Genomic DNA, 25041 nt, shown 5'->3' on the forward strand with positions numbered 1-25041 from the left:
TAAAGCCCTAAGCTAAAAAGCTATCAGGGCTTTATCGCCGACGCCATCTAGCGGCGACTCACAGCAACGCTTCAGGCTTTAACCACTCGTAGTTGCCATAAGGTGACTCATCATTCAGCCAACGGCGCAGCATGTCCAACGCCAACATGGCGGTCATTTCTTGACGGATCTTCTGGCTGTGGCGTTGTGAACTGTAGGCCATCGTTTGTCCGAAAGTTTCCTGCTGTGAATGCAGAACCACGCTGATGCGGTCGTCTTGTAACTCACCGATGGCAATCGTCAAGTCAGCTCCGCTATGCGTGGCTAAAATACGGGCGCGAGCAGCCACCTCTTTCAAAGTGCTATTGCCCATATGTTCTGGCAGTTCGCTGTTTGCGAGTGGAGCATCAACGGAACGCAACTGCCAGCTTAATAAACCCGCGGTAAACTGCTCGCTCAGCGCCAAACGTAGGCCCTTTTCCCGCAGACCTAAGGCGACATCATGGGGTAGCCCTGCGGTGCCTTCAAATATGCAGTTCTCCCCTGCCACGGCGCGAACGTGTTGCCAGACGTTCAGCATCTCTTCGCGCTGGGAAGATGGCCCAGTGAGTTTCAGCTCAATAATTGGCATAGAGGAACGATAACCCAACGTGGTATCAGGCGGCAGAGGCAAGGAGTCCAATTGCTGCGCCAAACCACTTTCTGAACGACCAAACGTGGTGAGGCGTAAACACAACGGTGATTCCGTCTGCGGGAAACGCTGGCGTAAGCGTGGCACGATTTGCTGTTCAACCATGACCTTAAATTCAGACGGAACGCCCGGCGTAAAGAAAATCCAGCAATCATTGAGTTGAATACTGAAACCACAGGCGGTACCCACTGGGTTATCAATCATCTCGGCGCTGGCGGGGATCATTGCCTGTTTCCGATTACTCTCCGACATAGGCCGACCGCGTGAAGCGAAATACGCCTCCATGCGCGCAATCCATTCTGGATGCACCACCAACGACTCACCAAGTGCCTCAGCCGCGGCCTGAGCGCTGAGATCGTCGCTGGTTGGCCCCAGCCCGCCGTTAACGATCAAAACATCCGCATACTGGCTTCGTAGCTGTAGTGTGGACACTAAATCTTCCAGTGAATCACCCACGGTGCTACGTGAACGCATCGGGATGCCTTGCTGAAAAAGATAATCTGCCAACCATGCGGAATTGGTATCCACGATCTGACCATGCAGAACTTCGTCACCCGTACAGAGCATTTCTAGACGTAACATCCGCCTCTCCTAAATAATTTCGTCAATAAGACACAACACCACTTTAGAAACAGCGTTCTAACAACACAATGCTTAATGACGATAATTTAATATCTCGTTGAATGTAATTTATTGTTTACACTCAATGTAACGCCAGTTTGACGAGAATAAACTTTTCACTTAACCTGCAGGGCATAAATAGTATTGGATCGTTTTAATGCAGAGGAAAGCGTGAAGAATCGCACTCTTGGCAGTATTTTCATCGTCGCAGGCACCACGATTGGAGCGGGAATGCTGGCGATGCCGCTCGCCGCCGCTGGCGTAGGCTTTGGTACCACTTTTATCATGTTAGTGACCCTATGGGCGCTGATGTGCTACACGGCGCTGCTTTTGGTTGAAGTTTATCAACACCAGTCTGCAGATACCGGGCTGGGCACTTTAGCTAAGCATTATCTTGGGCGATCTGGGCAATGGCTGACCGGCGCTAGCATGCTATTTTTGATGTATGCACTCACCGCCGCCTATATTAGCGGCGCCGGTGAACTGCTCGCCTCCAGCCTGAGCCAATGGCTATCATTCGAAATTAAGCCAAGCGCTGGGGTACTCCTATTTACTCTGATTGCGGGCGGCATTGTGTGCATCGGCACCCACTCAGTAGATATGTTTAACCGTGTGTTGTTTAGCGCCAAAATCATCTTGCTGATCATCATGCTTACTCTGATGATGCCGCATGTTCATCAAGCCAACCTGCTGACGATGCCACTGGAAAAAGGACTAGCGCTGTCAGCTATTCCTGTGATTTTCACCTCTTTTGGTTTCCACGGCAGCGTGCCGAGCATTGTTAGCTACATGAATGGCAATCTGCGTAAACTGCGCTGGGTATTTATCATCGGCAGCGCCATCCCGCTAATTGCCTATATTTTCTGGCAATTAGCCACGCTGGGGTCTATTAGCTCATCCAGCTTTGTTGGTATCCTTGCCGCTCAATCAGGTCTAAATGGCCTGCTACAGGCTGTGCGCGAAGTTGTCGCTACGCCACACGTGGAACTCGCCGTTCATCTGTTTGCCGATTTAGCGTTAGCCACCTCTTTCCTTGGCGTCGCACTGGGGTTATTTGACTATTTAGCAGACCTGTTCCAACGCAGTAATAAGGCGTCTGGACGTGCACAGACGGGCTTAATGACCTTCCTCCCACCGCTGGCTTTTGCGCTATTTTATCCGCAGGGCTTTGTCATGGCACTCGGCTATGCGGCCGTTGCATTGGCCGTTCTGGCGCTGTTAATCCCATCAATGCTAGTGTGGCAAACACGTAAACATCATCCACAAGCAGGATATCGAGTGGTGGGTGGCAAGCCATTGCTGGTACTGGTATTTGCTTGTGGCGTCGCGGTGATTGCAGTCCAACTGTCAATTGCCTCAGGGCTCTTGCCAGCTGTAGGTTAAATTTGATAGGTTACAAACATGAATAGCACAATCCGAACGTCTCACGTTGCCCGTTGGTGGCGCTGCATCTAGCGGCGGCACAGGATTTTGTTGGTTCAAACATATCTTATACAAGCCGCCGGAGGGCGGCTTGTTTGCATTTGAAGGCGTGCTCCGGCAAATTTTTTAGGAGCATTGCATGATCAATTCCACCGATTCACACACTATCCTCACAGGCGATCGTCCTACAGGCCCATTGCACCTCGGCCATTATGTCGGCTCCCTACGCCAGCGAGTTACGCTGCAAGATCGTTACCCGCAGTATGTGCTCATTGCCGACCTGCAAGGTCTTACCGATAACGGCAGTAACCCACAGAAAATTTCCCAAAATATTTTCGAAGTCATGGCTGATTATCTGGCGGTGGGGATCGACCCTGCAAAAACCACGATTTGTTTGCAGTCTGCCCTTCCCGCATTGGCCGAACTCGCTATGCTGTATATGAATATCGTCACCGTAGCTCGCGTAGAGCGCAACCCTACGGTGAAAGCCGAAATCGCACAGAAAGGCTTCTCCCGTAGCCTTCCAACCGGTTTTCTGGTCTACCCTATCAGTCAGGCCGCTGATATCACCGCGTTTAAAGCCGACAGAGTACCAGTGGGTGACGACCAATTACCCATGCTTGAGCAAACCAATGAAATTGTACATAAAATGAATAGCCTGTTGCCTAATCCCGTGTTGGTTCCTTGCCAAGCCATGCTCAGCAGCGTCAGTCGTCTGCCGGGAATTGATGGTAACGCCAAAATGTCTAAATCCTTAGGTAACACACTGACGCTTTCCGCCAGTGAAGACGACATCAGCAAAGCCGTTCATGCCATGTATACCGACCCTAATCATCTGCGCGTTAGCGATCCTGGTCAGGTTGAAGGGAATGTCGTATTTACCTATCTAGACGCATTCCACCCAGATCAAGCACAGGTAGCTGCATTGAAAGAGCATTACCAACGCGGCGGTTTGGGCGATCGCCAGTGCAAACAGGAACTGGAAGCGTGTTTGCAAGCATTACTCTCCCCTATCCGTGAACGGCGTCAGCAGTTCAGCGCGGATAAAGCGGCACTCATGGACATCTTGCAGGCAGGAACGGAAAAAGCACATGAAGTGACCCAGCAAACGCTGAGCGAAGTAAAACGTGGTTTGGGATTGCCCGTCATGTTTTGAGATAAAATAAAAGCGCCGAAAATACGCGGCGCTTTTAAAGATTCTCGTTTCGTCTGGTTTAGAAACCGATACCGGCGCCCACATACGCACCGTCGGCCACGACGTTATCGCGGTTACCGTCTTTACCACTGATTTCAATATAGCGATAACCGACATCAATGGTTACTGGACGAATGACGTTCCAACGCATGCCGGCGCTCGCCTCTTTGTAGTTGTTAATGCCACTAGACAGCGATTCCGGAGAATAATACCCTTCGCCATACAGCGTGAAATGACGCGTGATTGGCCACTGAATTCCACCACCCGCCGCAACAGCATAATCATCACCACCATCTTTTTGTGGGTTTAAATACAGCGCTTTTCCGCCGGCAGAAGCTAAGAATGGGCCTAAAGGAAGATTAATACCTAAACCTAACCCCGCCACGTCGCCATCACTGTCGTTATGCGCCCAATCCAATGTGGAATATAAACCTGCAGAGTCAGTCCCAAAACCCGCTTCAACGTTGGTGTAGTGTTCGCCTACTTGCCCATGCACAGTAATAGCATTTGCTGCTGAAGCAGAAAACAGAGCGGCACACGCGCAGCCCAAAACGATCTTTTTCATTATATGATTTTCCTTAAAAATAGTAGGCCGGATAGCCAGTTCCGGTGAGCGAGAGTTTAAACGAAACATCAACAAGAACCAGCTAAAAAACCACTATTATTTGTAAAAAAATTAACCAATTATGTGTCTGATAACTTTTAGCGATATGGTTAATAAGCCCTAACTATTTGCGTGAGATCAGTAAGAGGTCTACAAATATTCATTAGATTGGTTTGTGGAACAATTATGGAAAGCCGGTATCCACATAGCGATCTTTTATGTCAGCTACATATTTTGGATTTAGCTGAAGAGCAGTACCTCAAGTGATTGGCGTTACGCATTGATGCGGTAACCCGAAAAAACGACAGGTATCACCCGGTTGAAGCAATTCACTGACTCTTGATTAAGGAGAGACGTAATGAGCAAAAAAGGACTGACCACCGCCGCAGGCGCACCCGTTGTAGATAATAACAACGTCATTACAGCAGGCCCACGTGGCCCTATGCTGTTACAAGACGTCTGGTTCCTTGAAAAACTTGCCCACTTTGACCGTGAAGTGATCCCAGAACGCCGCATGCACGCGAAAGGCTCTGGCGCACACGGTACGTTCACCGTTACTCACGACATCACCAAATACACCCGCGCTAAAATTTTCTCCGAGATCGGTAAGCAAACCCCCATGATGGTTCGCTTCTCAACCGTCGCCGGTGAGCGAGGTGCAGCCGATGCAGAGCGTGATATTCGTGGTTTTGCCATGAAGTTTTACACTGAAGAAGGCAATTGGGATCTGGTGGGTAACGATACTCCGGTTTTCTATCTGCGCGATCCGCTGAAGTTCCCTGATTTGAACCATGTTGTAAAACGCGACCCACGTACTAACTTGCGTAACCCTGTATACAAATGGGACTTCTTCTCTCAACTGCCAGAAGCCTTCCACCAGTTGACCATTGATTTCAGCGACCGCGGTCTGCCTAAGTCATACCGTCATATGCATGGTTTTGGTAGCCACACCTTCAGTTTTATCAATGCCGATAACGAGCGCTTCTGGGTGAAATTCCACTTCCGTTGCCAGCAAGGCATTGAAAACCTGATGGACGATGAAGCCGAAGCGCTAGTTGGTAAAGATCGTGAAAGCTCGCAGCGCGATCTCTACGATGCCATCGAACGTAAGGATTTCCCTCGCTGGAATCTGCAGGTGCAGATTATGCCAGAGAAAGAAGCGGCTCAAACGCCATACAATCCATTCGACCTGACTAAAGTTTGGCCACACAAAGATTACCCGCTAATCGATGTCGGCTTCTTTGAGCTAAACCGTAACCCAGACAACTACTTTGCTGAAGTTGAGCAAGTGGCAATGAACCCAGCCAACGTCGTACCTGGCATCGGTTTCTCTCCAGACAAAATGCTGCAAGGCCGTCTGTTCTCCTACGGTGACGCACATCGCTACCGTCTGGGTGTGAACCACCACCAGATCCCTGTCAACGCTCCGCAGTGTCCGTTCCATAACTATCATCGCGATGGCGCTATGCGCGTCGATGGTAACAGCGGTAACGGTGCAACCTACGAGCCAAACAGCTTTGGCATATTCCAAGAGCAGCCTGATTTCAGTGAACCGCCATTAACTCTTGAAGGTGCTGCCGATCACTGGAATCATCGCGAAGACACCGACTACTACTCTCAGCCGCGAGCGTTATTTAATCTGCTGAGTGAAGAAGAACATCAGCGCATGTACACCCGCATCGCCGGTGAACTTTCTCAGGTCCCTGAAGCCATTCAGAAACGCGCTCTGTGCCACTTTGCGCAGATCCACCCTGATTATGCCGCCGGAATCATGAAAGCATTAGGTCAATAATCATTCCTAAATAGAGAATGTAAAACAGGAGCCCAAAGGCTCCTGTTTTTTGTGATATCTCAAGCAGACACTTTAATAGTAAGTGATCGTCACGTTAGCTTTTGCTGTAATATCGCCTGTAAAATTGTTGTTGTTTGAATCTGTTATTTCCGGCGCAGTTTGGATAATGGCAGCTTGAAAATGCGTCGTGTTTTTTCCTTTTAGAGCAGCGCCAATATTCTGTTTTGTCCCCGTTCTCACCGCTTTTCCTGCGCTGTCGAACAGTCCAACAGCAATGCCATCTAAGGTTTTCCCATCAGCTTCACTTTTTACGGTCAGCGTGTCTCGTCCTTGCAAAATCGCATGTGCATCTTCGAAAGTGAACTCCACGTTATTGGTATAAGAGCTGCAGGTGAAGTCCATGCCGAAACTGGTCAATGGCCCTTGCTGCGGATAAGTACCGCCGCTCGTTTTATTGATATTGCCTAAAGATACGGTTTGATGCTTAGAATCTAAACTGCACGATGGTGACGCCATAAATACCCCTGAACCCAAGGGAACATCGACCGTATTCACACCGGACAAACCATCTATCGTAAAGGTTAAATGAGCCCCTGGGGGGATAACTGCCTGTGACTGATATTGTATCCAACCAAATTTAATTAGTTCAGCCCGCATCGATTCGATAGCAAAATTATAATTACCATCATATTTATACTGCGTTTTGTCCGCATTATATTGCGCACCAAATTGAAATAGCGTGGTGTCTTCTTTGCCGTTAATCACTGGATATTCCACTCCCAAGCGCTTTCCTGGTGACATCGACGCCGGTGAATAGCTATTTGCCAGTGAGTCTGTGTTGTAAGACACCGCCTTAATATACATTTTTAACTTGATGCCATTATTGGTCGTCTGAGCTTCTCCCGTCCAATCAAGTGCCTTATCGTTTATAGCACTGAGGCTGAGAGTAATGTTGCCATCAAAGTTGGCTGGCGCCGTAAACTCTTGACCATCTGAGGAACAGCTCAAACGCATATTTGGCAAAAACTGAGCATAGTCCAACGAAAGAACCACGGTGTAATCGGGCGTGTTTTCGTCTACCGCAATGGGGTTTTCTCGGGTGAATGGAGAAAATGGTGCCGCTCCCCCTGAATTAATATCACAATGTAAGCCAGCCCAACTGTTGCCAGAAGAGAGGCAAAAAAGTAATAACGTTGCCATCACGGCTGTAACTCGAGAAGCGGTCAACCATCTACTCATGAAGTAATGTCCGTTAGATGACGCGTTAAAATGATAAAGATTGATGCAATACCGGAGTCTCACCGCCAAAATCGTTAATGGTAGAATAGTTCAGCACACCCGATTTACCGGAAACGCCGGCGGGTGCGGCGTAACGCATCTCACCTTTCGCGGGAACCATGGCATTTTTATCTACGACAGGAATAGATTTGCCACCGGTGGTAACTGAAAGCTCTGACAAACTGGCGTAATATTCAGTTGGATTATTCGCCACTATCCACTCTTTCCCCCCTTCACGACGTACTTGCCATTGCAGTTTACTCGCAGTATCCGCTGATTTTTCTGTTAGCGTCGTTGGGCGGATAAACACCTTCAGCCGAGTACGCACGGCAACCTGTAACTGGCTGCCCTGCACTTTACTCACAGGAGGTACTTCTTGGATCCATAGCCAATAAACCGACTCACGATCCTGAGGAATTCTTCCCGGTACGACAACCATACGCAGCTTACCTTCACGTCCCGCGCCAATTTTAAATAGCGGCGGTGTCAAAATAAGCGGCAGACCTTTATCATTACCCTTTTGATCTTCGAGCCAAGACTGAACGAGATAATCTTGGGTCTTATCATCATTCAAAATTTTGATAGACGTTTCTTTGTCACTTTCTAAAGCAACAACACGTGTAAGCGCTGGACGAACAGCCGCAAAGGCAACATTCGACAAGAGCAACATGCTCATCAGAGCGGGTACTCCAATTTGGGTCAATTTCTTCATAGCAATCTCAATTAGTGACAAACCGCATTAATTTGTTGATACCAAGGAGCAGATGCATCTTTGGCGACAGGTAAAACAAACTGACACTGACCATCATTTGGCAGAGTCACATGCAGAGTGGTATCCCCATCGGCCAATATGCCATTGAGATACAGCAGTCCATTATCAGCAACCATGCCGACCTGCTCCTTACCTTGCCACGCAGTTGCTCCGAAAGGAGCCAGTTTGCCATCGGATAAAGACAACATAACTATAGCGCGGCGTCCTATTTTTGTTTGGAAACGGCGTACGACAATCGCTCCATGAGTAGGGATTACGTTCCCCCCACCGTCAATCAACTCAACGTTATCCTCAGTGTGGCGCGTATCCAGCGACAAATTGTTATCGCGATAAGGCGAAATCGACGGCACAACGGCATGTCCCCAACGATCGGTAGACACCCCTGGCTGCCCTTCAACGCTGATATTTTTTGCGCCAGGTGTTTCAATAATGGCAATGGTGTCACCCAGTTGCTGCGAAAGCACCACACCATGACGATAAGCTACAACGCCACCAGAAATACCGGCTGAGTACTGCCGACTATCTTGACTTGCGCTCGCACTGGCATTCATATTTGCCATGCTGTTGCGATAAGAAACCGATGCCGACGGCGAATAACCATCGCTGCTACGCTGAGCGGATAGCGAATAATTCAGAGCACTATCAAGCTCAGAACCAGAGACCGTAGCCATCTGTGAGTTGCCCGAATGATTACTGTTATTGGTACTAAAGGAGATATCACGACTTCGTTTCTCTCCCATATCCAGAGGTACGGAGAAATTAAGCGACAGTTGACGGTCAGGGCTTTCAGCGCCATTGCCCGAATTAGCCTGATAGGTGTAATCCACATTCACGCTAACTGAATGAATGTTGAAGCTATACCCCATTGTTATGGAGGTGTCCTTTGCACTCGAGTCGTAATAACTATCACGCTGCAACGTCAAATATCCGCTGCCAAAATCGCCTAAGCCTTGATTAATCGTTGCTTGTATTTCATTTTTGCGATGGTATTGCGAATCATCATCTCCCCATCGCCAGTCGGCATACTCAGGAAAATCAACAAAGTCTGGCGTCTGATAGCGATACGCCATCAGTTGCAATGAGGTATCAGTGTCATCAAAACGACGGGCATACAACACTCGTAGAGCACGACCACTATCGTTTACGTCTTTTTGTGCATTATCGTCGTTAACATTATTTTCAGTTCTCGATTGATGCTTCTCAAATGCCCAATCCAGAGAGACGCTACCCAAAGCGCCAAGATTAAAGGCACCGCCCAGCGCCATCGATTGATATCCTTCGCCAATCACGACAAGATCGCTCAGGGTTAATCTATCCCAGCCATATTGCAGACTTCCCTGCGTCACTAAAGGATCGTATGAGAGCCCGTTGTCACGATAGCGCCCAGCACTCAGGCTATAGCGCCAAGAACCTGGGCGCAGCATATTCGGCAACGACGTGTAGGGCACGGTAAACGCCTGTTTACTACCGTCGCTCTCTTCAACCGTAACATTTAAATCAGCACCGATTTGACCATTGGTTAAATCAGTGATGGCAAAACTGCCCGGAGAGACTGTTTTGCTATAGATGATATTTCCACGCTGGCGGATAACCACGCGCGCGTTGGAATGCGCCACGCCACGAATAATAGGAGCGTAGCTGAACGTACCTGATGGCAACATCTGGTCGTTGGTTTCTAATGTCATTCCGCGAACAGGCAAGATACCTAATACATCGCTGGAAGTGTTGGCATATACATCCCCCACGGTAAAGCGGGATACTAGCGGCGCAATATCTCGCTCCGCATAAGCACGGTCGTGATTCTGCTCCCACCCCATTTGAGATTTGTTGAACGTGTCAAAACTATAAAAACGCCAACTGCCCAGATTCAATCCAGAATTCAGACTCAAATAGGCCGTATTGTCGCTACCTGAATCCGCGTCTGAGCCATGGTTTTCCGTATGATAAACATAGCCTGAATAGCTCATGCGTAGCGCATTTACACCGCTGTCCCACAAAGAAGGGTCAATCATTTCGCTTTGGCTACTCACGTTCATCGCGGCTTGTGGCGCAATAATAATTAACTGCTGCATTGCTTCGTCATACTTTATTTTAGCGTCTGGCCATTTGACCAAAAAATCGTAGCAAACTTCATTGCCACTTTTAGCCAGCTCATTTAAATGATGATCGAGACCTATCTGGTGTAATAATCCTTGAGTCAAGCATGGCGTAGCATTATCGCTACCCTTCAGCAAAATAAATTCAATATTCGTTTTAAATAATGTGCGATCGTTTAAAACAACATCAACTGATTTTGTACCGGCATCAACGTGGTCTGGATTATAAAATTGTTGAGGTATTTCTTGAGAGCTTTGGCGTAAAAAATCAGCATCAAATGCAGCGCTCTCATTATTTCCCGCATGCAATGTAAAAGGAAAAAAAGCAGACACAAGGATGAGAGTTCTCATTAATAATGATAAATGATATCTAATCAAAGGAAGCCTGCTTGTTAAAAAACAATATTCGACTATTAAGCTAATACATCCAAAAATCAGTTATACGCAATATCAATAAAGGTTTTGGCTTTTACATCACCCGAAGAGACAGCTGGGGTCGAAGTATTCGCTTTATATGCGACTTTAAATTTAAGCTCAGTATTCCCCTGAGTTAATGCCTGTGATTTTGACGGTACACCACCATTGATATCAATCACCGTTGAGCCATCATTTTCTAAAATAGCAATACCCACACCTTGTGCAGCATTGTTCTCTTGAATGTTTTTCAAAATTGAATTATCCACAAGATCGGGAGTACCACTAAATGAAACTCTAGCATTCTTCATCGTAGTGGTATCACACTCTTTTAGGTCAATCGTAAAGTCTTTCATACCAGCATAACCACCGGCCGAAGAAAATGATGATGGAGTGACACTCGACAATTGCATCAAAGCACTTTTGCCTTCACCACCATTAAAACCTTGTAGTGAACAAGCTGAAGCTTTAACTGTTCCCGTAAACGTAATATCCCCGTCAGCAGCAAAAGAAGACAAAGGGATAACGCTTAAAGCAACGAGCGTTAGTAAATTAATTTTCATAAAATATCCTTTCAAGTATTAAACTTAGCCAAGAAATAAAATAGAGGTTTCTTAATTGATAACCTCTTGATGATTACTTTAATGCATTAAATACAAGAAGTGAATGCGAGGTATTTTATTTCATGTTTAAGTATCTCTAACAAATAGGAAGTGGATAAGAAAAATCCTATGAAAATCAGTGTTGTGAAAAACGCCCATACAAAGTTAAAAATAAAGAGGCTGATACTACTTATAAAACATATAAGTAAAAATTTAAAAATAAACCACCCAAATATTTTTCGAAAAAAATATCCCTTTTTTACGCTCACCCGCCTTACTTAAAAAAAACGGCTGAAATGCCTAATGTTGATCGTTTAAGAGATCGAGATACACGGGGCGAGTACACCGCGGGGTGGTTATGGAACACATCCATGTGTTCCACGCGATGGGGTCCTAAAATTATGCTTAAGTGGCCAGCATTAGCCGAGTAAAACATTAGTTTTGAGAAACAACCCAATTGAGGACAGCTTGACGTGAAATTTTTATCCCACCGTTTTTTAGGCTTTCAGGCAAACGTAAGTAACGTACAGGCTGCTGAAAGCGAGCTAGTTTTCCCTGAACCCATGTGCTCAACACAGCGAAATCTAACTCCGCGAGTGGCTCAATGACGGCCACCGGACGCTGCCCAAATTCTCGATCATCAACTGGCACCACAAAAACTTGCTGAATTTGTGGATGAGCTAGCAATACTCGCTCAACGTCCTCAGGCTGAATACCTTCCCCACCGCTGAAAAACAGATTATCTAATCGGCCAATGATCCTGAGCTCATCGTTTTGCATCTCCCCTCTGTCGCGGGTATGAAACCAACCGTCGGGATCAGCCAGCGGAAACAGTTGCCCATCACGCCAATAGCCTGAGGCCATATTGTCACCACGCAGCAGGATCTCCTCGTCTTGCAATTTCATCTCACGCCCTGGCAACGGCAACCCTACGCCGGGCAACGCATCTGCACGTTTGGCACACACTGTCGATGCCATTTCGGTCAGACCATAGCCGCACCAACAACGAATACCACGTTGTTCTGCCTGTTCGGTTAAATCAACGGGGATCATTGCGCCACCTAAAAGCACCTCTTTGAGCGTTAAGGGGGTTTCTGGCTGATTGAGCAAGCGCCAAAGCTGCGTGGGTACCAACGAGGCATGTGTGCAGCCGCGCAGAGCATCGTCCAGCACACGCATGTTGCGCACCACTAAGCAGGCACCCGCCAACAGCCAACGCCAAACAATGCCCTGCCCTGAGACATGAAACAGCGGCAGGGAGAGCAGCCAGCTATCTTGCGGCCCCAGCGGCATCAGTGATAACACGCCCTTTGCGCTAGAGAGATGTGCGTTGAAGCTATGCGCAGCCGCTTTAGGCATTCCTGTTGAACCGGAAGTTAGCGTCAGCGTCGCCAAGCGCTGCGAATGCCATTGCGGCACAGTACGTGTTGGCGACACGACATCACTCGGCGCCGTCGCTAGCGTTTTGATCGGTGAAGGCCAACAAAAATCAGCCTCAGAGCTATAACCGTAACCCACATTGAGGCTCGGTAATAATTCGGCGAGCAGCGTATCAGGCAACTGCGGATTGAGTGGTAAGACACGCGCGCCGCATTGCAAAACGGCTAAATAGGCTAATAGCAGTTCAGCGCTATTTTTTCCCCGTACCGCCACTATCGCATCAGGTATAACGCCTTGCTGGATAAACGAAGCCGCCAACTGGCTGATTTTTTCATTCAATGCCAGCCAACTCATCGGCGTTTCATTTAATAATAAGGCGGTGCTATCAGGAAGCTGACTGGCCCAATGCTGCCAAGGCCAGTCGCTAAACACAGGATAAATCGGTGCAGTCATACTAGGAACGCCATACCACATCTAACGAAGCTACGTCCTGTAATGGCAGGTTATTTTCTGGCCATGGACGGATGAGCTGCGCCTGCATCAAATCGAGCGTATCTAAGCCCGGAACGGTATCCGGAGTCAGCCACGCGGCGACTCGTGCGAGCTGAGTCAAACCTAGGCTAGATTCAATACTGGAGCTAATCACCGCCTCTAATCCAATCTGATGCGCTTCAGTAATCAGCTGCTGACAACGCTGCAAGCTGCCGGTTAACGTCGGCTTGATAACAATGGCTGCAACGCCCTCTTCCGCTTCAACACGGAAATCCGGCTCACGTACACTCTCATCCCACGCGATAGCAATACCCGTTGTACGCGCAAAATCTCGTGACTCATCGCGGGTTTTACACGGTTCTTCGAGAAACGCGATACGATTACGCCACTCAGGATTGACGTATTTAGCAAAGCCATCCGCCTTGGCGCGCGTCCAACTGCGGTTAGCATCTAAACGCAGCTTGAGATCGGGCAAAGCCTCAAGCAGCACGTTAACCACCATGCCATCCCGTACCGCCTCGTATAACCCAACTTTCACCTTAGCGACTTTTTCGCCGGGTATCGCCTGCAATACGGCAAACAACTCATCAGGATCACCGGAGCACAACGGTGCCTTGCGATAATCCGCCTGTATCGGCAGTTCGCCCGAGAGCTCGGCCAGCGCGCAGCTCAGGCCGAAAGCCACCGAAGGTAGCGCATTTTCACTGAGCGATTGGCCTGCTAGCCATTGTTGCAAATCCGTCAAAGCAGCTTCCTGAGCCTGCTCTAAGGTTTCGTGACTAAATTCAGGCAAAGGGGCAATCTCCCCCCAGCCTTCATGTTCACCCTCGCGCAGGCACACTATCAACCCGTCACGAGTTTTTAGCCGCTGGTTGCGCAGAATGACGCCTGCATCCATGGGCAGGCTGTAACGGTAAAGTGTGACCTGTCGCATTATGGGTTACGCTTAAATTTAGAGAAATCAGGTTCACGTTTTTCGTTAAACGCGTTGCGTCCTTCCTGACCTTCATCAGTCATATAGAACAGCATGGTGGCGTTACCGGCGAGCTCTTGCAGACCTGCTTGACCATCGCAGTCGGCATTCAATGCCGCTTTCAGACAACGCAGCGCCATTGGGCTGTTGCGCAGCATTTCACGGCACCAGCGCACGGTTTCTTTTTCTAAATCGGCCAATGGCACCACGGTGTTAACTAAACCCATATCCAGTGCTTCCTGCGCATTGTACTGGCGGCACAAGAACCAGATTTCACGCGCTTTCTTCTGACCGACGATGCGCGCCATATAAGATGCGCCCCAGCCGCCATCGAAAGAACCGACTTTTGGCCCGGTTTGACCGAAGATCGCGTTATCTGCTGCGATAGTCAGGTCACACATCATATGCAACACATGGCCACCACCGATGGAATAACCAGCCACTGCCGCAACAACGGGCTTCGGACAGGTACGGATTTGGCGCTGAAAATCCAGCACGTTCAGGTGATGAGTACCGCTTGCATCTTTATAGCCACCGTAGTCCCCACGAACCTTCTGATCGCCGCCGGAGCAGAAAGCTTTCTCGCCCGCACCGGTCAGAATGATAGTACCGATGTGATCGTCATAGCGCGCGTCAGACATTGCCTGAATCATCTCTTTAACCGTCTGAGGGCGGAAAGCGTTGCGCACCTGCGGACGGTTGATGGTGATTTTAGCGATACCGTCTGCCGATTTATGGTAGAGAATATCTTCAAAATCAGCAGAGCAGTCCTGCCACTCAATCGGTGCATACAGCTCTTGTTCGCTTGGATACAGCATAGTCAGATTCCTGTTAAAGATGTTTGGTAAGAAAATCAAGCACCTGCGTCACAAATTCATTCGGATTGGCGCGATGTGCATTGTGGCCAGCGTCAGCAATAATACGCGCCGGCAAATCAGACTCCACGGCAAGCTGTTGAAACTTCGCATCTCGCTCGCCGCACAAATAAACAAAGGGGATAGCCAGCGTTTTCAGCGATGGCGTGAGCAAAGGTTGTTTGCCGAGAGAGGTCGCCTCCAGCATCGCGGCCAGTGGCTCGCCCATCTGAGCAGAGCGTAGCTCAACAAGGCATTCGCGTTCTGCCTCATTCAGTTCGGCAAAAACCGGCTGGCGATACCAGTCAGATAAAACCTCGCGCAAGGGCTGTGACCGAAAACGTTCTGCCCAGCGTGTATCATGTTCAATTCTAGCCGTGCGCTCATCCTGCGTTTTTAACCCTGGATTTCCGCCTTCAACCAGCAACGCCCTCAGCCCTGCGGGGTCCTGTACAGCATGATACATCGCTACACGTCCGCCCAATGAGTAACCGATGAGCGCGTAGGAGGAGATAGCGTAGTGTTTCAAGGTGTCTCGTAGCGAGGCATCCACGACGGCGAAATCCGCAACCGACAGCTCCGCCGAACCACCGTGCCCAGGTAAATCAACCAGCAAGTGAGCAAAATTGGGCAACTGCACGGCAAGTTCCAACCACTCTTCGGCGCTGCCCAAAAAACCATGCAGCCAAACTACTGTCGGATGTTCGGCCGTTTCTATTTTTACAGGCAGGTAGTGGGCGGCCAGAATCACAGCGCGGCAACCTGAGCCAGCAGATCGCGGAGCGTTTCTGCGCCTTCGCTTGGTGATACCTGCAATTCAATCAGGGTCGTCCCAGCGCGGCACCACCCCTGCTGTACCGCGTCGGTCAATGCATCCCAGCTTTGCGGCTGAGCATATGCTAGCTTGAACATCGCCGCCGCATGCTGAAAATCAACATCCTGTGGCATCAGGTAAAAACGTTCGCGTTCGGCCTCCGGCGTGGGCAGCATCGAGAAAATTTGCCCGCCGTTATTATTCACCACGATCAACACCGTTGGCGCTGAGCTATGGCGCAATAAGGCCAACGCATTGAGATCGTAAAGTGCAGAAAGATCGCCAACAATAGCCAGCGTCGGCTTAGCCGTTGCGCGTTGCACACCGGCGGTGGTAGAAATCAAACCATCGATGCCGCTCGCGCCGCGATTACTATAAACCGGATACCCTACGGGAAGCTGAGCAAAAGCGTCGATCAGACGAACAATCAGGCTATTGCCTACAAACAGCTGGCCATTTTCAGGCAATAACTCAGGAATACGCTGAGCAACCTGCGCCTCGCCAAAATGTTCATCCAGATATTCAGTGACGCACTGCTGCGCCATATCCGCTAAGATTTCCAGCTCAGGTGCCCACGGTGTACGTGGCTGAGCGGGGTGCAGAACCAACCAATCAGAAATCGAGGAGATAACACGGCGCCCGAAGTGATGAGCCGGATCTAAACGTCCTTCCAAGGGATCGATCAGCCAATATTCTTGCGGCTCACAGCTTGCCTGCCACTGTAACAGGCGTTTTCCGGTCAGGCTGCTACCAAACTGCACCACGACTTGGGCCTGATCCAACAACGCCTGCGCTTTGGGGTTCGCCAGCCACAGATCGGCACAGGGCAACGGCTGACCACTTTGCGAAAGCACATCGCCAATCAGCGGCCAGCCTAATAAATCGGCCCACTCGGCAACGCGCTCCCCCTCTTCTGCGCTCATTCGTCCAGCCAGAATCACGCCGCGTTTTTGTCGCCAATAGAACCAGTCTAACTGCTTAACCGTCGTCCGCGCATGCACGTTCGTTTCACGCAGCCACGGACGAGAATCCTGCCACCATTCTCCTAAGCCGTTAGACCACGCATCGGCGGAGCCATCATCGTCGCCGTACAAGGGTTCAGCAAACGGGCAGTTCACATGCAGCGCGCCGTGGCTGAGCTGTGCCATCGCACTATCGACGGCAGAAGCGAGCCAACGCGCAGGAATATCCGGCGTGGGGCGTGGTAAATTCAGCGTTTGGTGGGGATGAGAAGCAAAGATGCCGTTTTGACGGATTGCTTGATTAGCACCACAGTCGATGAGTTCCGGTGGGCGATCGGCGGTTAACATCACCAACCGCTCTCCCGTTAGACCCGCTTCAATGAGTGCAGGATAGAGATTCGCCACTGCAGTACCAGACGTCACGATAACAGCCACTGGCTCACCTGACGCTTTCGCGAGCCCGAGCGCCAAATGACCCAGGCCACGCTCGTCAAAATGGGTATGGCAGATGAGCTGCGCATTCGCCGCTGCTGCTAGCGTGAGCGGCGTAGAGCGGGAGCCCGGAGCAATACAGATATGGCGAACACCGTGGCGGGTTAACGCCTCTAGTAACAACGCGGCCCAGTGGCGGTTAAATACACTTGTCGACATGGCAGCTCAGCAGTCTGGTTGATTAAGGATTGTCTCAGCTTAGCCCACTCATAGGAACTCATCTGAGCCAGGGAAGGGAAAACTGATGATTTATTCGCTGCCCGACGGTCTTGCAAAATCATAACGTAAAGTAACCTTATGTTTTTGAAAGAAAATCGAACAGGATAATTGGTGCAATATGTTACACCAGCATTCCAAAGACCACAATCAGCTAAGGGGAGTATGTCTGTCCAGCATGGCCGAGCAGCGATAATTCAGCCTATGAAAACTCTGTTTCCAACAACGTTCTCAACCCTGCCGCCTTATTCTCAATCTCCAGCCATTCTTGTTCAGGATCGGAACCTGCAACGATACCGGCTCCGGCGTACAGATGGATATGATCGCCTTGGATTAACGCCGAGCGCAGCGCAACGGCAAACTCTGCCTGTTCCAGTGCCAGATAGCCCGCAGAACCTGCATACCATCCGCGATCGAAAGGTTCATCGCGCATTATGAATTGGCGCGCTGGCTCACGAGGCAATCCCGCCACTGCGGCGGTTGGCTGTAAACGACGCAGGCAGTCCGCATCGTTGTCATGAATCAGCGTGGCATGGATCGGGCGACGTAGATGCTGCACTTTTCGCAGTCGGATCACCTCTGCTGGCATAACGTCTAGCGCCTGAGCTCCGCCCTGCAAACGCTGGCAAATATCATCTACTACCAGTAAATTTTCATGCTGATTCTTACGATCGGACATCAGCCATTGCGCATTTTCCTGCGCCTGTGCATCGCTGCTTCCGCTCGCGACGGTGCCAGCCAGAGCCTCAGTTTCTAACGACAGTTGCTGGCGGCGATAGAGCCGTTCTGGTGATGAACCTAAAAACGCACGTTCCGGTGCAAGAGCCAGCATAAAGTGATAGCAGCGATGGTTCACTGCGCGACTGGCAGATAAAAACTGGGCAGCCCGCAGCGGTTGAGACAGTTTCAGCGTGGTGCGGCGAGCCAGCACGACTTTTTCAAATGCCTTATGCTCTATTTCGACCAGCGCATGATTAAGCAGGTTGCACCAAGCATCGTGCTCAGGTTGATGATGAGCCGCAAGCACGACAGTCTGCAACGGAGGCAGAGGCTGGATCTGACATAGGTCTGCTAAATCATGCAGCGCAATATCCAGATCCTGCTGTAGTGACGTTTCCCCATAGAGATACACCACCAGTTCAGCCTTACCCGCATGGCGCATTAGCGCAATGCGCGGTAAAAACAGCAGGCTGTTGATTGTGCCATAGCCATCCAGTTCAACCTGACCAAACGCGTTCAGGCCCCAAATGCGTAATTCTGGGCAATCATTTTTCCGAATAAATTCTTGCGCCTGCTCAGCATCCGTAAAGGTACATACGGCACCGCATACGGCCGCCTCTTCAGCGCCATCTCGGTGGCGCCAATAGAATTGTGGAAATAGCGGCTGAGAGGCCAGCCACTCGAGCATCTGAGTGCCATCTTTCAAACTACAAGGCAACGCAACGCGGACCAACCCCGATTGCTCGGCAGCGGCTTGGCGTAACAAAGGAATAATGCGTTCTACCAGAGCGGAAAGATGAACCACGACAACCTCGGGCGGCTAAAAGAAGAAGTGTGGAATTATACGGTGGATTAATAAGAAGGAAAGCAACCAGAAGAGTTATCAGCACAGCCAGCGAGTAATCGGTGAAAAACCCACCACCTGTTAACATTTTACGTCTTATCAGCTGACCAATTTCGTCTCTGTATCAACGTTTGGCCGGCGGGAGTCACCACGTATCACGCTGTAATTAAAGTCTGCGCTTGCTACGTTCAGATCACGCTAGTAATAGCAGAGCCTAGCATGGTTAATGCTGATCGTTTAAGAGATCGAGATACACGGGGTTAGCACACCGCGGGGCGCTCCGGCAGCTAAAGCTGCTACGACCCCATCGGTGTACTTCCCCTAAAATCACGCTTAAGTGACCAGCATTACCCTAGCATGGTGATAAAAATGATGTGGCATACGATCCACAGGTGAAAAGGATGGCCCAGCCAGCGACTCACCAAGAGTGCAACGATGAGTGAAAAAAGCATAGCCGCGGCTGAAAACACAATGACACTCACCACACCATCGTATAAATATCCCCAATGCATCACGGCAGAGAATGAAACCACAGACGCGATTTGCGGAGCTTCAATCCACAGCAAAATATGGCGACATTTCAGGCTACCACCGAGAGCGCCTAGACATACCGTTGATAGAATGATCAGATAAATGACAGACAGATAAAACGACCATATAAAAAGAGCAACTCCCAATCCATCCATGCTAATTGCCCCGGAAGTTTTTCCATTACCGTTAAATAGCCTCAAAGCCCCTCAAGAAGCAAATTAAATCACCTGAAAGGAGTTGTGAATTCACACGGTAATGGCGTCGTTATCTGCAACAGATTGGAGCGAAAAGTGATTATGAGCTAACCGACTTGTTATCTGTTTCAACGGTTGGCTGTGTTACGCGATTTTGCTTACGAGCAGCCAGCCACAAACCACTATTTTTCATGGCGTAACCAAACACCAGACCGACTATCAGTGAAGGAACAACCATCTTCCAATCACCATTACCCGCAAAGGTGGCGCAGGCGCCGATAAAAGTACCGGGTACAAAAGCCAGCCAACGCTGCTGCGCCTGAATGCACATAAGGAAAGCGACAATGCCCGTTAAGATATAACCGATGATCGTCCACTCTGGGCGTAGCGCTCCACCATAAATAATGACTTCAGCCCAGAACACACCGCTCAGCAGTGTACAAAAGCTGATGCCAAACCCCTTCAGCCCGCCCTGTGGACAAGCAAAATAGGCTGTACAACCGAGAAAACCCGCCCAGCTTAGTAGACCGAGGCTAACCGCTACCCAGCCCCAAATGCCAGAAAGGATGCCGGTGGTAATGGCGATAGCAACCAAAACATTCATGATGGAAATCTCACGTATTCAAAAAAAGTAGTTTAACGATGGGAACAGATTATTCGTTGACTGGGTTCACAAATTATAAGTGAAGTGTTTGCATGATTACATTTTATTGTGATTTTTATCACAAATAAAGCTGGTTTTTTAAGCACTCATTTTTGCTAACAAAATTTAGAATCCCCCCTTTTTGACGAATATGGCTACAAATGCGGACACTTCAACAAGAAATAATCACTCAGGGTTCGTTGTCTTCTCAAAAACACAGGTCTAGGTTACGGCTATGACAAAATTTTTAATCGTAACCTCAAGGCTATTTTAATGAAAAAACACATCATTGCAGCCCTGCTGCCTGCGCTCATTATCCCTTCAGCAATGGCATGCACCACTATTTTGGTCGGTGATAAAGCATCGACTGACGGCTCATTTTTAGTCGCTCGTAATGAAGATTATTCCGCCAATAATCCTAAGCATTTTCTAGTCCATCCGCGCGTTGAACACCAGAAAGGCGAATTTAAGTCACACGCTAACGATTTTACCTACCCACTACCGGAAACCTCTCTGCGGTACAGCGCCATTTCTGATTTTGACACCAACGACCTGTCAATGGGTGAAGTGGGGTTTAACGAGGCTGGCGTGGGGATGACGGCAACAGAAACGATTTACAATGGCCAGCAGGTCCTAAAATTCGATCCCTACGTCGAGAAAACTGGCATTACCGAAGACGCGATTGAAAACGTGATCCTGCCAAGGATCCACAGCGCTCGCGAAGGGGTGGAGCTGCTAGGCAAAATTATCGAAGAAAAAGGCGCAGGTGAAGGCTTTGGCGTTGCCTTTGTCGATCAGCATGAGATCTGGTATTTGGAAACGGGTAGCGGTCATCAGTGGATGGCAACAAAAGTACCGAGCGATAAATATTTCGTCTCGGCCAATCAAGGGCGTTTAAGAACCTATGTTCCTGATGATACCGCGAATTATCTGGGCTCAAAAACCCTGATTAGCTTTGCCGAGAAACACGGTCTATATAATCCTAAAGACGGTGCCTTTGATTTCCATAAAGCCTATTCACAGGATGTCGAAAATGATGTCACTTACAACTATCCACGCGTATGGACAGTGCAACATCTGTTCAATCCTAGCCTGAAAACGGAGATCAAAGACGGTACCGCGTTCCCCGTATTCTTACAGCCAGAGCATAAAATATCGGTTGCTGACGTGCAGGCCGCACTGCGCAACCACTATCAGGGCACCTCGCACGATCCGTATGCTAACGCCAATCCAAAGGAACCCTACCGCCCAATTTCAGTATTCCGCACACAGGAATCTCACGTCCTTCAGGTACGTCCTAACCTGCCAAAAGCCATTGGTGAAGTCGAGTATGTCGCTATCGGTATGCCATCACTCAGCGTATATATTCCCTATTATCAAGGACTCGAACATTACCTACCGGGCTACGACAAGGGTACCGATAACGCTAGCCAAGACTCGGTCAGTTGGAAATATCGCACGCTGCAAACGCTGGTGATGCAAAACTACAACGCCTATGCGCCAGAGGTAGAAAAAGCCTACGCCGAATTTGAGAAGAATACTGCCACTCAGCAGGCATCCATGGAAAAAGAGTATTTGAAACTTTATCAAGCCCATCCGCAGCAGGCTCAAAAAGTGTTGCAGAACTTTGAAGATAAAGTCATGGCCGATGCCTTAGCGTTAACCAATAAATTAACACAGCAGGTTATTACCCAGATGACGCACGATACCGATATGAAATATCACTTCGAAGGGGCTTAATTGCCACTGAGAAACCTCAATACGTTTGGCTGGGGGAAATCTCGCTCCCAGCTAAACGCTCGCCGTCCGCATTATCACATCATGGAATTATCACTTAATCTCTTTAGATAACTTAAAGGGAAAGCCTTCTTTAATAATGTCCATGACTTCTTGGGTATAAGGCGCCATCGACGTTTTCACCAACGCAGGAAAAAATACCATCGGCGATGGAAAAACGTCGACCACATGGCAATGGGAAAGCTTTCTGGCATCGACTTCTGAAGCAGGCAACAAAGTGGCAGCCTCTAGACCCGACTCCAACCAGTCAAGGATCACTCCCGGTTGGGTGACCTGCATAATCACGCGTTGCTCCTTCCCTCCCTTGCGGAAGTGATCCAGCAGAATTTCATAAGTTCCAGCATCACGAGCTCGGTGCAGTAAAACGAGCGGAAATTGACTCAGTTCCAAATAGGGAAAAGGGCTTTGTGGAACTTCAGGCAGCAGCTTTTTAGCAATGACCGCCACGATTGGCACAGGTGAAAAAACGAGACAATCATAGCCCTCGGTTTTTCGTGGTTTCTGGATAAGAGCAATATCGATCAGGCTATCATTTAAATGGGATTCCAGATGGCTCGAGTCAAGAACAGATATATTTAATTCCACCTCTGGGTAGCGGCGATGTAATTCCAACAGCAGTGGCTTAAAGTAGTTTTGAAATAAATGCGTTAGCCCAATGCGTAATATTTGTGTTTCGCGATTCGATATTTTTGTTGTTTCACGCGCGGTATCTTCCACCTGGCGTAATATTTCACAGACTTTGCGATAAAGATAATAACCCGCATCAGTCGTCTCAAGCCGGTTTCCATTGCGGACAAACAGCGGTGCATTAAGCTCTTCTTCAAGCTCCTGTATCCGTTTACTCAAAGGAGGTTGAGCCATATTCAGCACACGTGCAGCTTGACTTATCGAGCCTTGCTCTACGACTTTACAAAAGTACTTTAGCCTTTTGAGATCCATACTGTCCTTCCCGATGCTTATACCATCCAAGACTAGAAGATTCTGATACTTTGACCTCGCATAGACTAAAATTCAACACAAAACATTAATGCAACACTTTTAACGTATTTATGACTAATACCCTTCTGATCTAGTGTCTATCACCTAAACGGTATTTGTCACACGATGATACGGGGAATATATCTATAGGGGACGTATATTCCAGTTTAAGGTGAAAATATTATGGCTAATAATGCGGATAATAAAATTAAAAATCCAATTCATGATTTACGCTCAGCGCTTGAGTTTTTAAAAAATCAGCCGGGTGAGCTTGTCTCTACGAATGTGGAAGTGGATCCGTGCGCGGAGCTCTCTGGCGTTTACCGCTATGTTGGCGCAGGTGGTACTTGCCAACGACCAACACGAAAGAATGGCCCAGCCATGGTGTTTAACAAAATTAAAGGCTTTGATGACATCAGTGTTGTAATTGGTCTGAACGGCTCCCGTAAACGCGTCGGTCACTTTTTGAATTGTGCCCCAGAAAAGCTGGGACACTTGCTGAAAGACTCAGTCAAAAATGCGATTCAACCGGTACTGGTCAGCGCTGATAAAGCCGTATGTCAGCAAGTCACTCACTTTGCTGAAGATGCCGATTTCGACCTACGCAAACTTCTTCCAGCGCCAACCAATACCGAAGAAGATGCGGGGCCTTATATCACCATGGGCCTTTGCTACGCCTCCGATCCCGATACTCATGAATCCGACATCACTATTCACCGCCTGTGCGTACAGAGCCGCGACGAGCTTTCTATGTGGCTAACGCCGGGTCGCCATATCGATGCGTTCCGTATGAAAGCTGAGGCTCAAGGTAAAGCATTGCCCATCTCTATCAGTATCGGCGTAGACCCCGCTATCGAAATTGCAGCTTGTTTTGAGCCGCCTACAACGCCGCTCGGTTTTGATGAATTAAGCATTGCAGGGGCACTGCGCGGTCATGCTGTTGAAATGGTGCAATGTAAAACCATTAATGAAAAAGCGATTGCTCACGCCGAGATCGTGATTGAAGGCGAACTCTTGCCAAACCTACGCGTTCGCGAAGATCAAAATACCAATACCGGTAAAGCCATGCCCGAATTTCCGGGGTATACCGGCGCGGCCAAAGATGCGCTGCCCGTGATTAAAGTCAAGGCCGTGACACATCGATACCATCCCATCTGGCGTACGACTATCGGACCGGGTGAAGAACATGTCAATATGGCCGGCATCCCAACCGAAGCCAGTATTCTGGATATGGTTGAACGAGCGATGCCAGGAAAGCTTCTCAACGTCTTTGCTCACTCAGCCGGTGGTGGGAAATTATTAGCGGTAATGCAGTTTAAAAAATCAGCGCCGGTCGACGAAGGACGTCAACGCCAAGCCGCGTTGCTGGCTTTCTCAGCCTTCTCTGAGCTGAAACACGTGATTCTGGTCGATGAAGATGTTGATATTTTCGACAGCGACGACGTGATGTGGGCCATGCAAACCCGCTATCAGGGCGACGTCGATACGGTCTTTATCCCTGGAGTGCGTTGCCATCCTTTAGATCCTTCCCAAATGCCAGACTATAGCCCTTCAATTTTGCAGGAAGGTATGTCCTGTAAAACTATTTTCGACTGTACGGTACCTTTCCATCTGAAAGCGCACTTTGAACGTTCTCGTTTCAAAGAGCTGGATGTGAAACGTTTTCTACCCGATTTCGAATAAGG

The 25041-nt window shown here is 49.0% G+C and carries 20 protein-coding genes; 5 read left to right on the forward strand and 15 right to left on the reverse strand.

The features are described from left to right. Positions 1–58: 58 nt before the first annotated feature. Complete coding sequence (locus K9N75_RS14180; RefSeq protein ID WP_039187534.1) at positions 59–1252, reverse strand: nicotinamide mononucleotide deamidase-related protein YfaY; 1194 nt, start codon at positions 1250–1252, stop codon at positions 59–61. 210 nt (positions 1253–1462) lie between these two features. On the opposite strand from K9N75_RS14180, the gene tyrP reads away from it, so the two are divergent. Then, positions 1463–2674: a tyrosine transporter TyrP gene (tyrP, locus tag K9N75_RS14185; RefSeq protein ID WP_114445046.1), complete on the forward strand. Its 1212-nt coding sequence runs from the start codon at positions 1463–1465 to the stop codon at positions 2672–2674. A gap of 178 nt (positions 2675–2852) precedes the next feature. Then, positions 2853–3869, forward strand: a complete 1017-nt coding sequence (trpS, locus tag K9N75_RS14190; protein ID WP_224451761.1) for a tryptophan--tRNA ligase — start codon at positions 2853–2855, stop codon at positions 3867–3869. Positions 3870–3927: 58 nt separating this feature from the next. Here the strand turns inward: trpS and K9N75_RS14195 are convergent, their stop codons facing one another. After that, on the reverse strand, positions 3928–4473 hold the full coding sequence (locus K9N75_RS14195; RefSeq protein WP_008813970.1) for a YfaZ family outer membrane protein: 546 nt from the start codon (positions 4471–4473) through the stop codon (positions 3928–3930). 397 nt (positions 4474–4870) lie between these two features. On the opposite strand from K9N75_RS14195, the gene K9N75_RS14200 reads away from it, so the two are divergent. Further along, entirely contained in the window at positions 4871–6304 is a 1434-nt protein-coding gene (locus K9N75_RS14200; RefSeq protein ID WP_224451762.1) for a catalase, read from the forward strand. Between the two features lie 72 nt (positions 6305–6376). On the opposite strand, the gene K9N75_RS14205 is transcribed toward K9N75_RS14200, so the two are convergent. The 12 genes from K9N75_RS14205 to K9N75_RS14260 all read right to left on the reverse strand — a co-directional run bounded on the left by K9N75_RS14205 (position 6377) and on the right by K9N75_RS14260 (position 20542). Beyond that, positions 6377–7543 carry a fimbrial protein gene (locus tag K9N75_RS14205; RefSeq protein WP_064573421.1) on the reverse strand — a complete coding sequence of 389 codons (1167 nt, stop codon included), beginning with the start codon at positions 7541–7543 and terminating at the stop codon, positions 6377–6379. A 25-nt stretch (positions 7544–7568) separates the two neighbouring features. After that, a complete protein-coding gene (locus tag K9N75_RS14210; RefSeq protein WP_224451763.1) occupies positions 7569–8294 on the reverse strand; it encodes a fimbrial biogenesis chaperone in 726 nt (241 codons plus the stop codon). 11 nt (positions 8295–8305) lie between these two features. Beyond that, entirely contained in the window at positions 8306–10783 is a 2478-nt protein-coding gene (locus K9N75_RS14215) for a fimbria/pilus outer membrane usher protein (RefSeq protein ID WP_224451764.1), read from the reverse strand. A 101-nt stretch (positions 10784–10884) separates the two neighbouring features. Beyond that, positions 10885–11427: a fimbrial protein gene (locus tag K9N75_RS14220; protein WP_008813974.1), complete on the reverse strand. Its 543-nt coding sequence runs from the start codon at positions 11425–11427 to the stop codon at positions 10885–10887. 474 nt (positions 11428–11901) lie between these two features. Continuing rightward, positions 11902–13320, reverse strand: coding sequence for an o-succinylbenzoate--CoA ligase (menE, locus tag K9N75_RS14225; RefSeq protein WP_064573417.1), 1419 nt, complete (start codon positions 13318–13320; stop codon positions 11902–11904). After that, a complete protein-coding gene (gene menC / locus K9N75_RS14230) occupies positions 13301–14272 on the reverse strand; it encodes an o-succinylbenzoate synthase (protein WP_008813976.1) in 972 nt (323 codons plus the stop codon). The genes menE and menC overlap by 20 nt, the downstream gene beginning before the upstream one ends. Continuing rightward, complete coding sequence (menB, locus tag K9N75_RS14235; RefSeq protein WP_008813977.1) at positions 14272–15129, reverse strand: 1,4-dihydroxy-2-naphthoyl-CoA synthase; 858 nt, start codon at positions 15127–15129, stop codon at positions 14272–14274. Before menB ends, menC begins: the two co-directional genes overlap by 1 nt. Before the next feature lie 13 nt (positions 15130–15142). Beyond that, positions 15143–15916, reverse strand: a complete 774-nt coding sequence (gene menH, locus K9N75_RS14240; RefSeq protein WP_224451765.1) for a 2-succinyl-6-hydroxy-2,4-cyclohexadiene-1-carboxylate synthase — start codon at positions 15914–15916, stop codon at positions 15143–15145. Next, a complete protein-coding gene (menD, locus tag K9N75_RS14245; RefSeq protein WP_039187531.1) occupies positions 15913–17592 on the reverse strand; it encodes a 2-succinyl-5-enolpyruvyl-6-hydroxy-3-cyclohexene-1-carboxylic-acid synthase in 1680 nt (559 codons plus the stop codon). Before menD ends, menH begins: the two co-directional genes overlap by 4 nt. Before the next feature lie 259 nt (positions 17593–17851). Then, on the reverse strand, positions 17852–19174 hold the full coding sequence (gene menF, locus K9N75_RS14250) for an isochorismate synthase MenF (RefSeq protein WP_008813980.1): 1323 nt from the start codon (positions 19172–19174) through the stop codon (positions 17852–17854). A 386-nt stretch (positions 19175–19560) separates the two neighbouring features. After that, positions 19561–19899, reverse strand: coding sequence for a hypothetical protein (locus K9N75_RS14255; protein WP_039187529.1), 339 nt, complete (start codon positions 19897–19899; stop codon positions 19561–19563). 139 nt (positions 19900–20038) lie between these two features. After that, positions 20039–20542 carry a DUF1097 domain-containing protein gene (locus tag K9N75_RS14260; RefSeq protein WP_008813982.1) on the reverse strand — a complete coding sequence of 168 codons (504 nt, stop codon included), beginning with the start codon at positions 20540–20542 and terminating at the stop codon, positions 20039–20041. A gap of 312 nt (positions 20543–20854) precedes the next feature. On the opposite strand from K9N75_RS14260, the gene K9N75_RS14265 reads away from it, so the two are divergent. Next, positions 20855–22321 carry a C69 family dipeptidase gene (locus tag K9N75_RS14265; protein WP_215758063.1) on the forward strand — a complete coding sequence of 489 codons (1467 nt, stop codon included), beginning with the start codon at positions 20855–20857 and terminating at the stop codon, positions 22319–22321. 90 nt (positions 22322–22411) lie between these two features. On the opposite strand, the gene K9N75_RS14270 is transcribed toward K9N75_RS14265, so the two are convergent. Further along, the gene (locus K9N75_RS14270) at positions 22412–23317 is read right to left on the reverse strand and encodes a LysR family transcriptional regulator (RefSeq protein ID WP_008813984.1); all 906 of its coding nucleotides are present in this window, start codon (positions 23315–23317) and stop codon (positions 22412–22414) included. A gap of 222 nt (positions 23318–23539) precedes the next feature. Between K9N75_RS14270 and K9N75_RS14275 the strand changes: the two genes are divergently transcribed. Beyond that, positions 23540–25039, forward strand: coding sequence for a UbiD family decarboxylase (locus tag K9N75_RS14275; protein WP_008813985.1), 1500 nt, complete (start codon positions 23540–23542; stop codon positions 25037–25039). Positions 25040–25041: the final 2 nt, after the last annotated feature.

It is taken from the genome of Hafnia paralvei (assembly GCF_020150375.1).
GTDB classification, from domain to species: Bacteria; Pseudomonadota; Gammaproteobacteria; order Enterobacterales; family Enterobacteriaceae; genus Hafnia; species Hafnia paralvei.

What these genes read in the sequence shown, in the direction of transcription:
- K9N75_RS14265 (WP_215758063.1), top strand. Translation starts at nt 20,855, where the DNA reads ATGAAAAAACACATCATTGCAGCCCTGCTGCCTGCGCTCATTATCCCT.
- K9N75_RS14270 (WP_008813984.1), bottom strand. Translation starts at nt 23,317, where the DNA reads ATGGATCTCAAAAGGCTAAAGTACTTTTGTAAAGTCGTAGAGCAAGGC.
- K9N75_RS14275 (WP_008813985.1), top strand. Translation starts at nt 23,540, where the DNA reads ATGGCTAATAATGCGGATAATAAAATTAAAAATCCAATTCATGATTTA.
- K9N75_RS14180 (WP_039187534.1), bottom strand. Translation starts at nt 1,252, where the DNA reads ATGTTACGTCTAGAAATGCTCTGTACGGGTGACGAAGTTCTGCATGGT.
- menC (WP_008813976.1), bottom strand. Translation starts at nt 14,272, where the DNA reads ATGCGACAGGTCACACTTTACCGTTACAGCCTGCCCATGGATGCAGGC.
- K9N75_RS14195 (WP_008813970.1), bottom strand. Translation starts at nt 4,473, where the DNA reads ATGAAAAAGATCGTTTTGGGCTGCGCGTGTGCCGCTCTGTTTTCTGCT.
- K9N75_RS14200 (WP_224451762.1), top strand. Translation starts at nt 4,871, where the DNA reads ATGAGCAAAAAAGGACTGACCACCGCCGCAGGCGCACCCGTTGTAGAT.
- K9N75_RS14220 (WP_008813974.1), bottom strand. Translation starts at nt 11,427, where the DNA reads ATGAAAATTAATTTACTAACGCTCGTTGCTTTAAGCGTTATCCCTTTG.
- menE (WP_064573417.1), bottom strand. Translation starts at nt 13,320, where the DNA reads ATGTGGTATGGCGTTCCTAGTATGACTGCACCGATTTATCCTGTGTTT.
- K9N75_RS14255 (WP_039187529.1), bottom strand. Translation starts at nt 19,899, where the DNA reads ATGGATGGATTGGGAGTTGCTCTTTTTATATGGTCGTTTTATCTGTCT.
- menD (WP_039187531.1), bottom strand. Translation starts at nt 17,592, where the DNA reads ATGTCGACAAGTGTATTTAACCGCCACTGGGCCGCGTTGTTACTAGAG.
- trpS (WP_224451761.1), top strand. Translation starts at nt 2,853, where the DNA reads ATGATCAATTCCACCGATTCACACACTATCCTCACAGGCGATCGTCCT.
- menB (WP_008813977.1), bottom strand. Translation starts at nt 15,129, where the DNA reads ATGCTGTATCCAAGCGAACAAGAGCTGTATGCACCGATTGAGTGGCAG.
- K9N75_RS14210 (WP_224451763.1), bottom strand. Translation starts at nt 8,294, where the DNA reads ATGAAGAAATTGACCCAAATTGGAGTACCCGCTCTGATGAGCATGTTG.
- K9N75_RS14205 (WP_064573421.1), bottom strand. Translation starts at nt 7,543, where the DNA reads ATGAGTAGATGGTTGACCGCTTCTCGAGTTACAGCCGTGATGGCAACG.
- K9N75_RS14260 (WP_008813982.1), bottom strand. Translation starts at nt 20,542, where the DNA reads ATGAATGTTTTGGTTGCTATCGCCATTACCACCGGCATCCTTTCTGGC.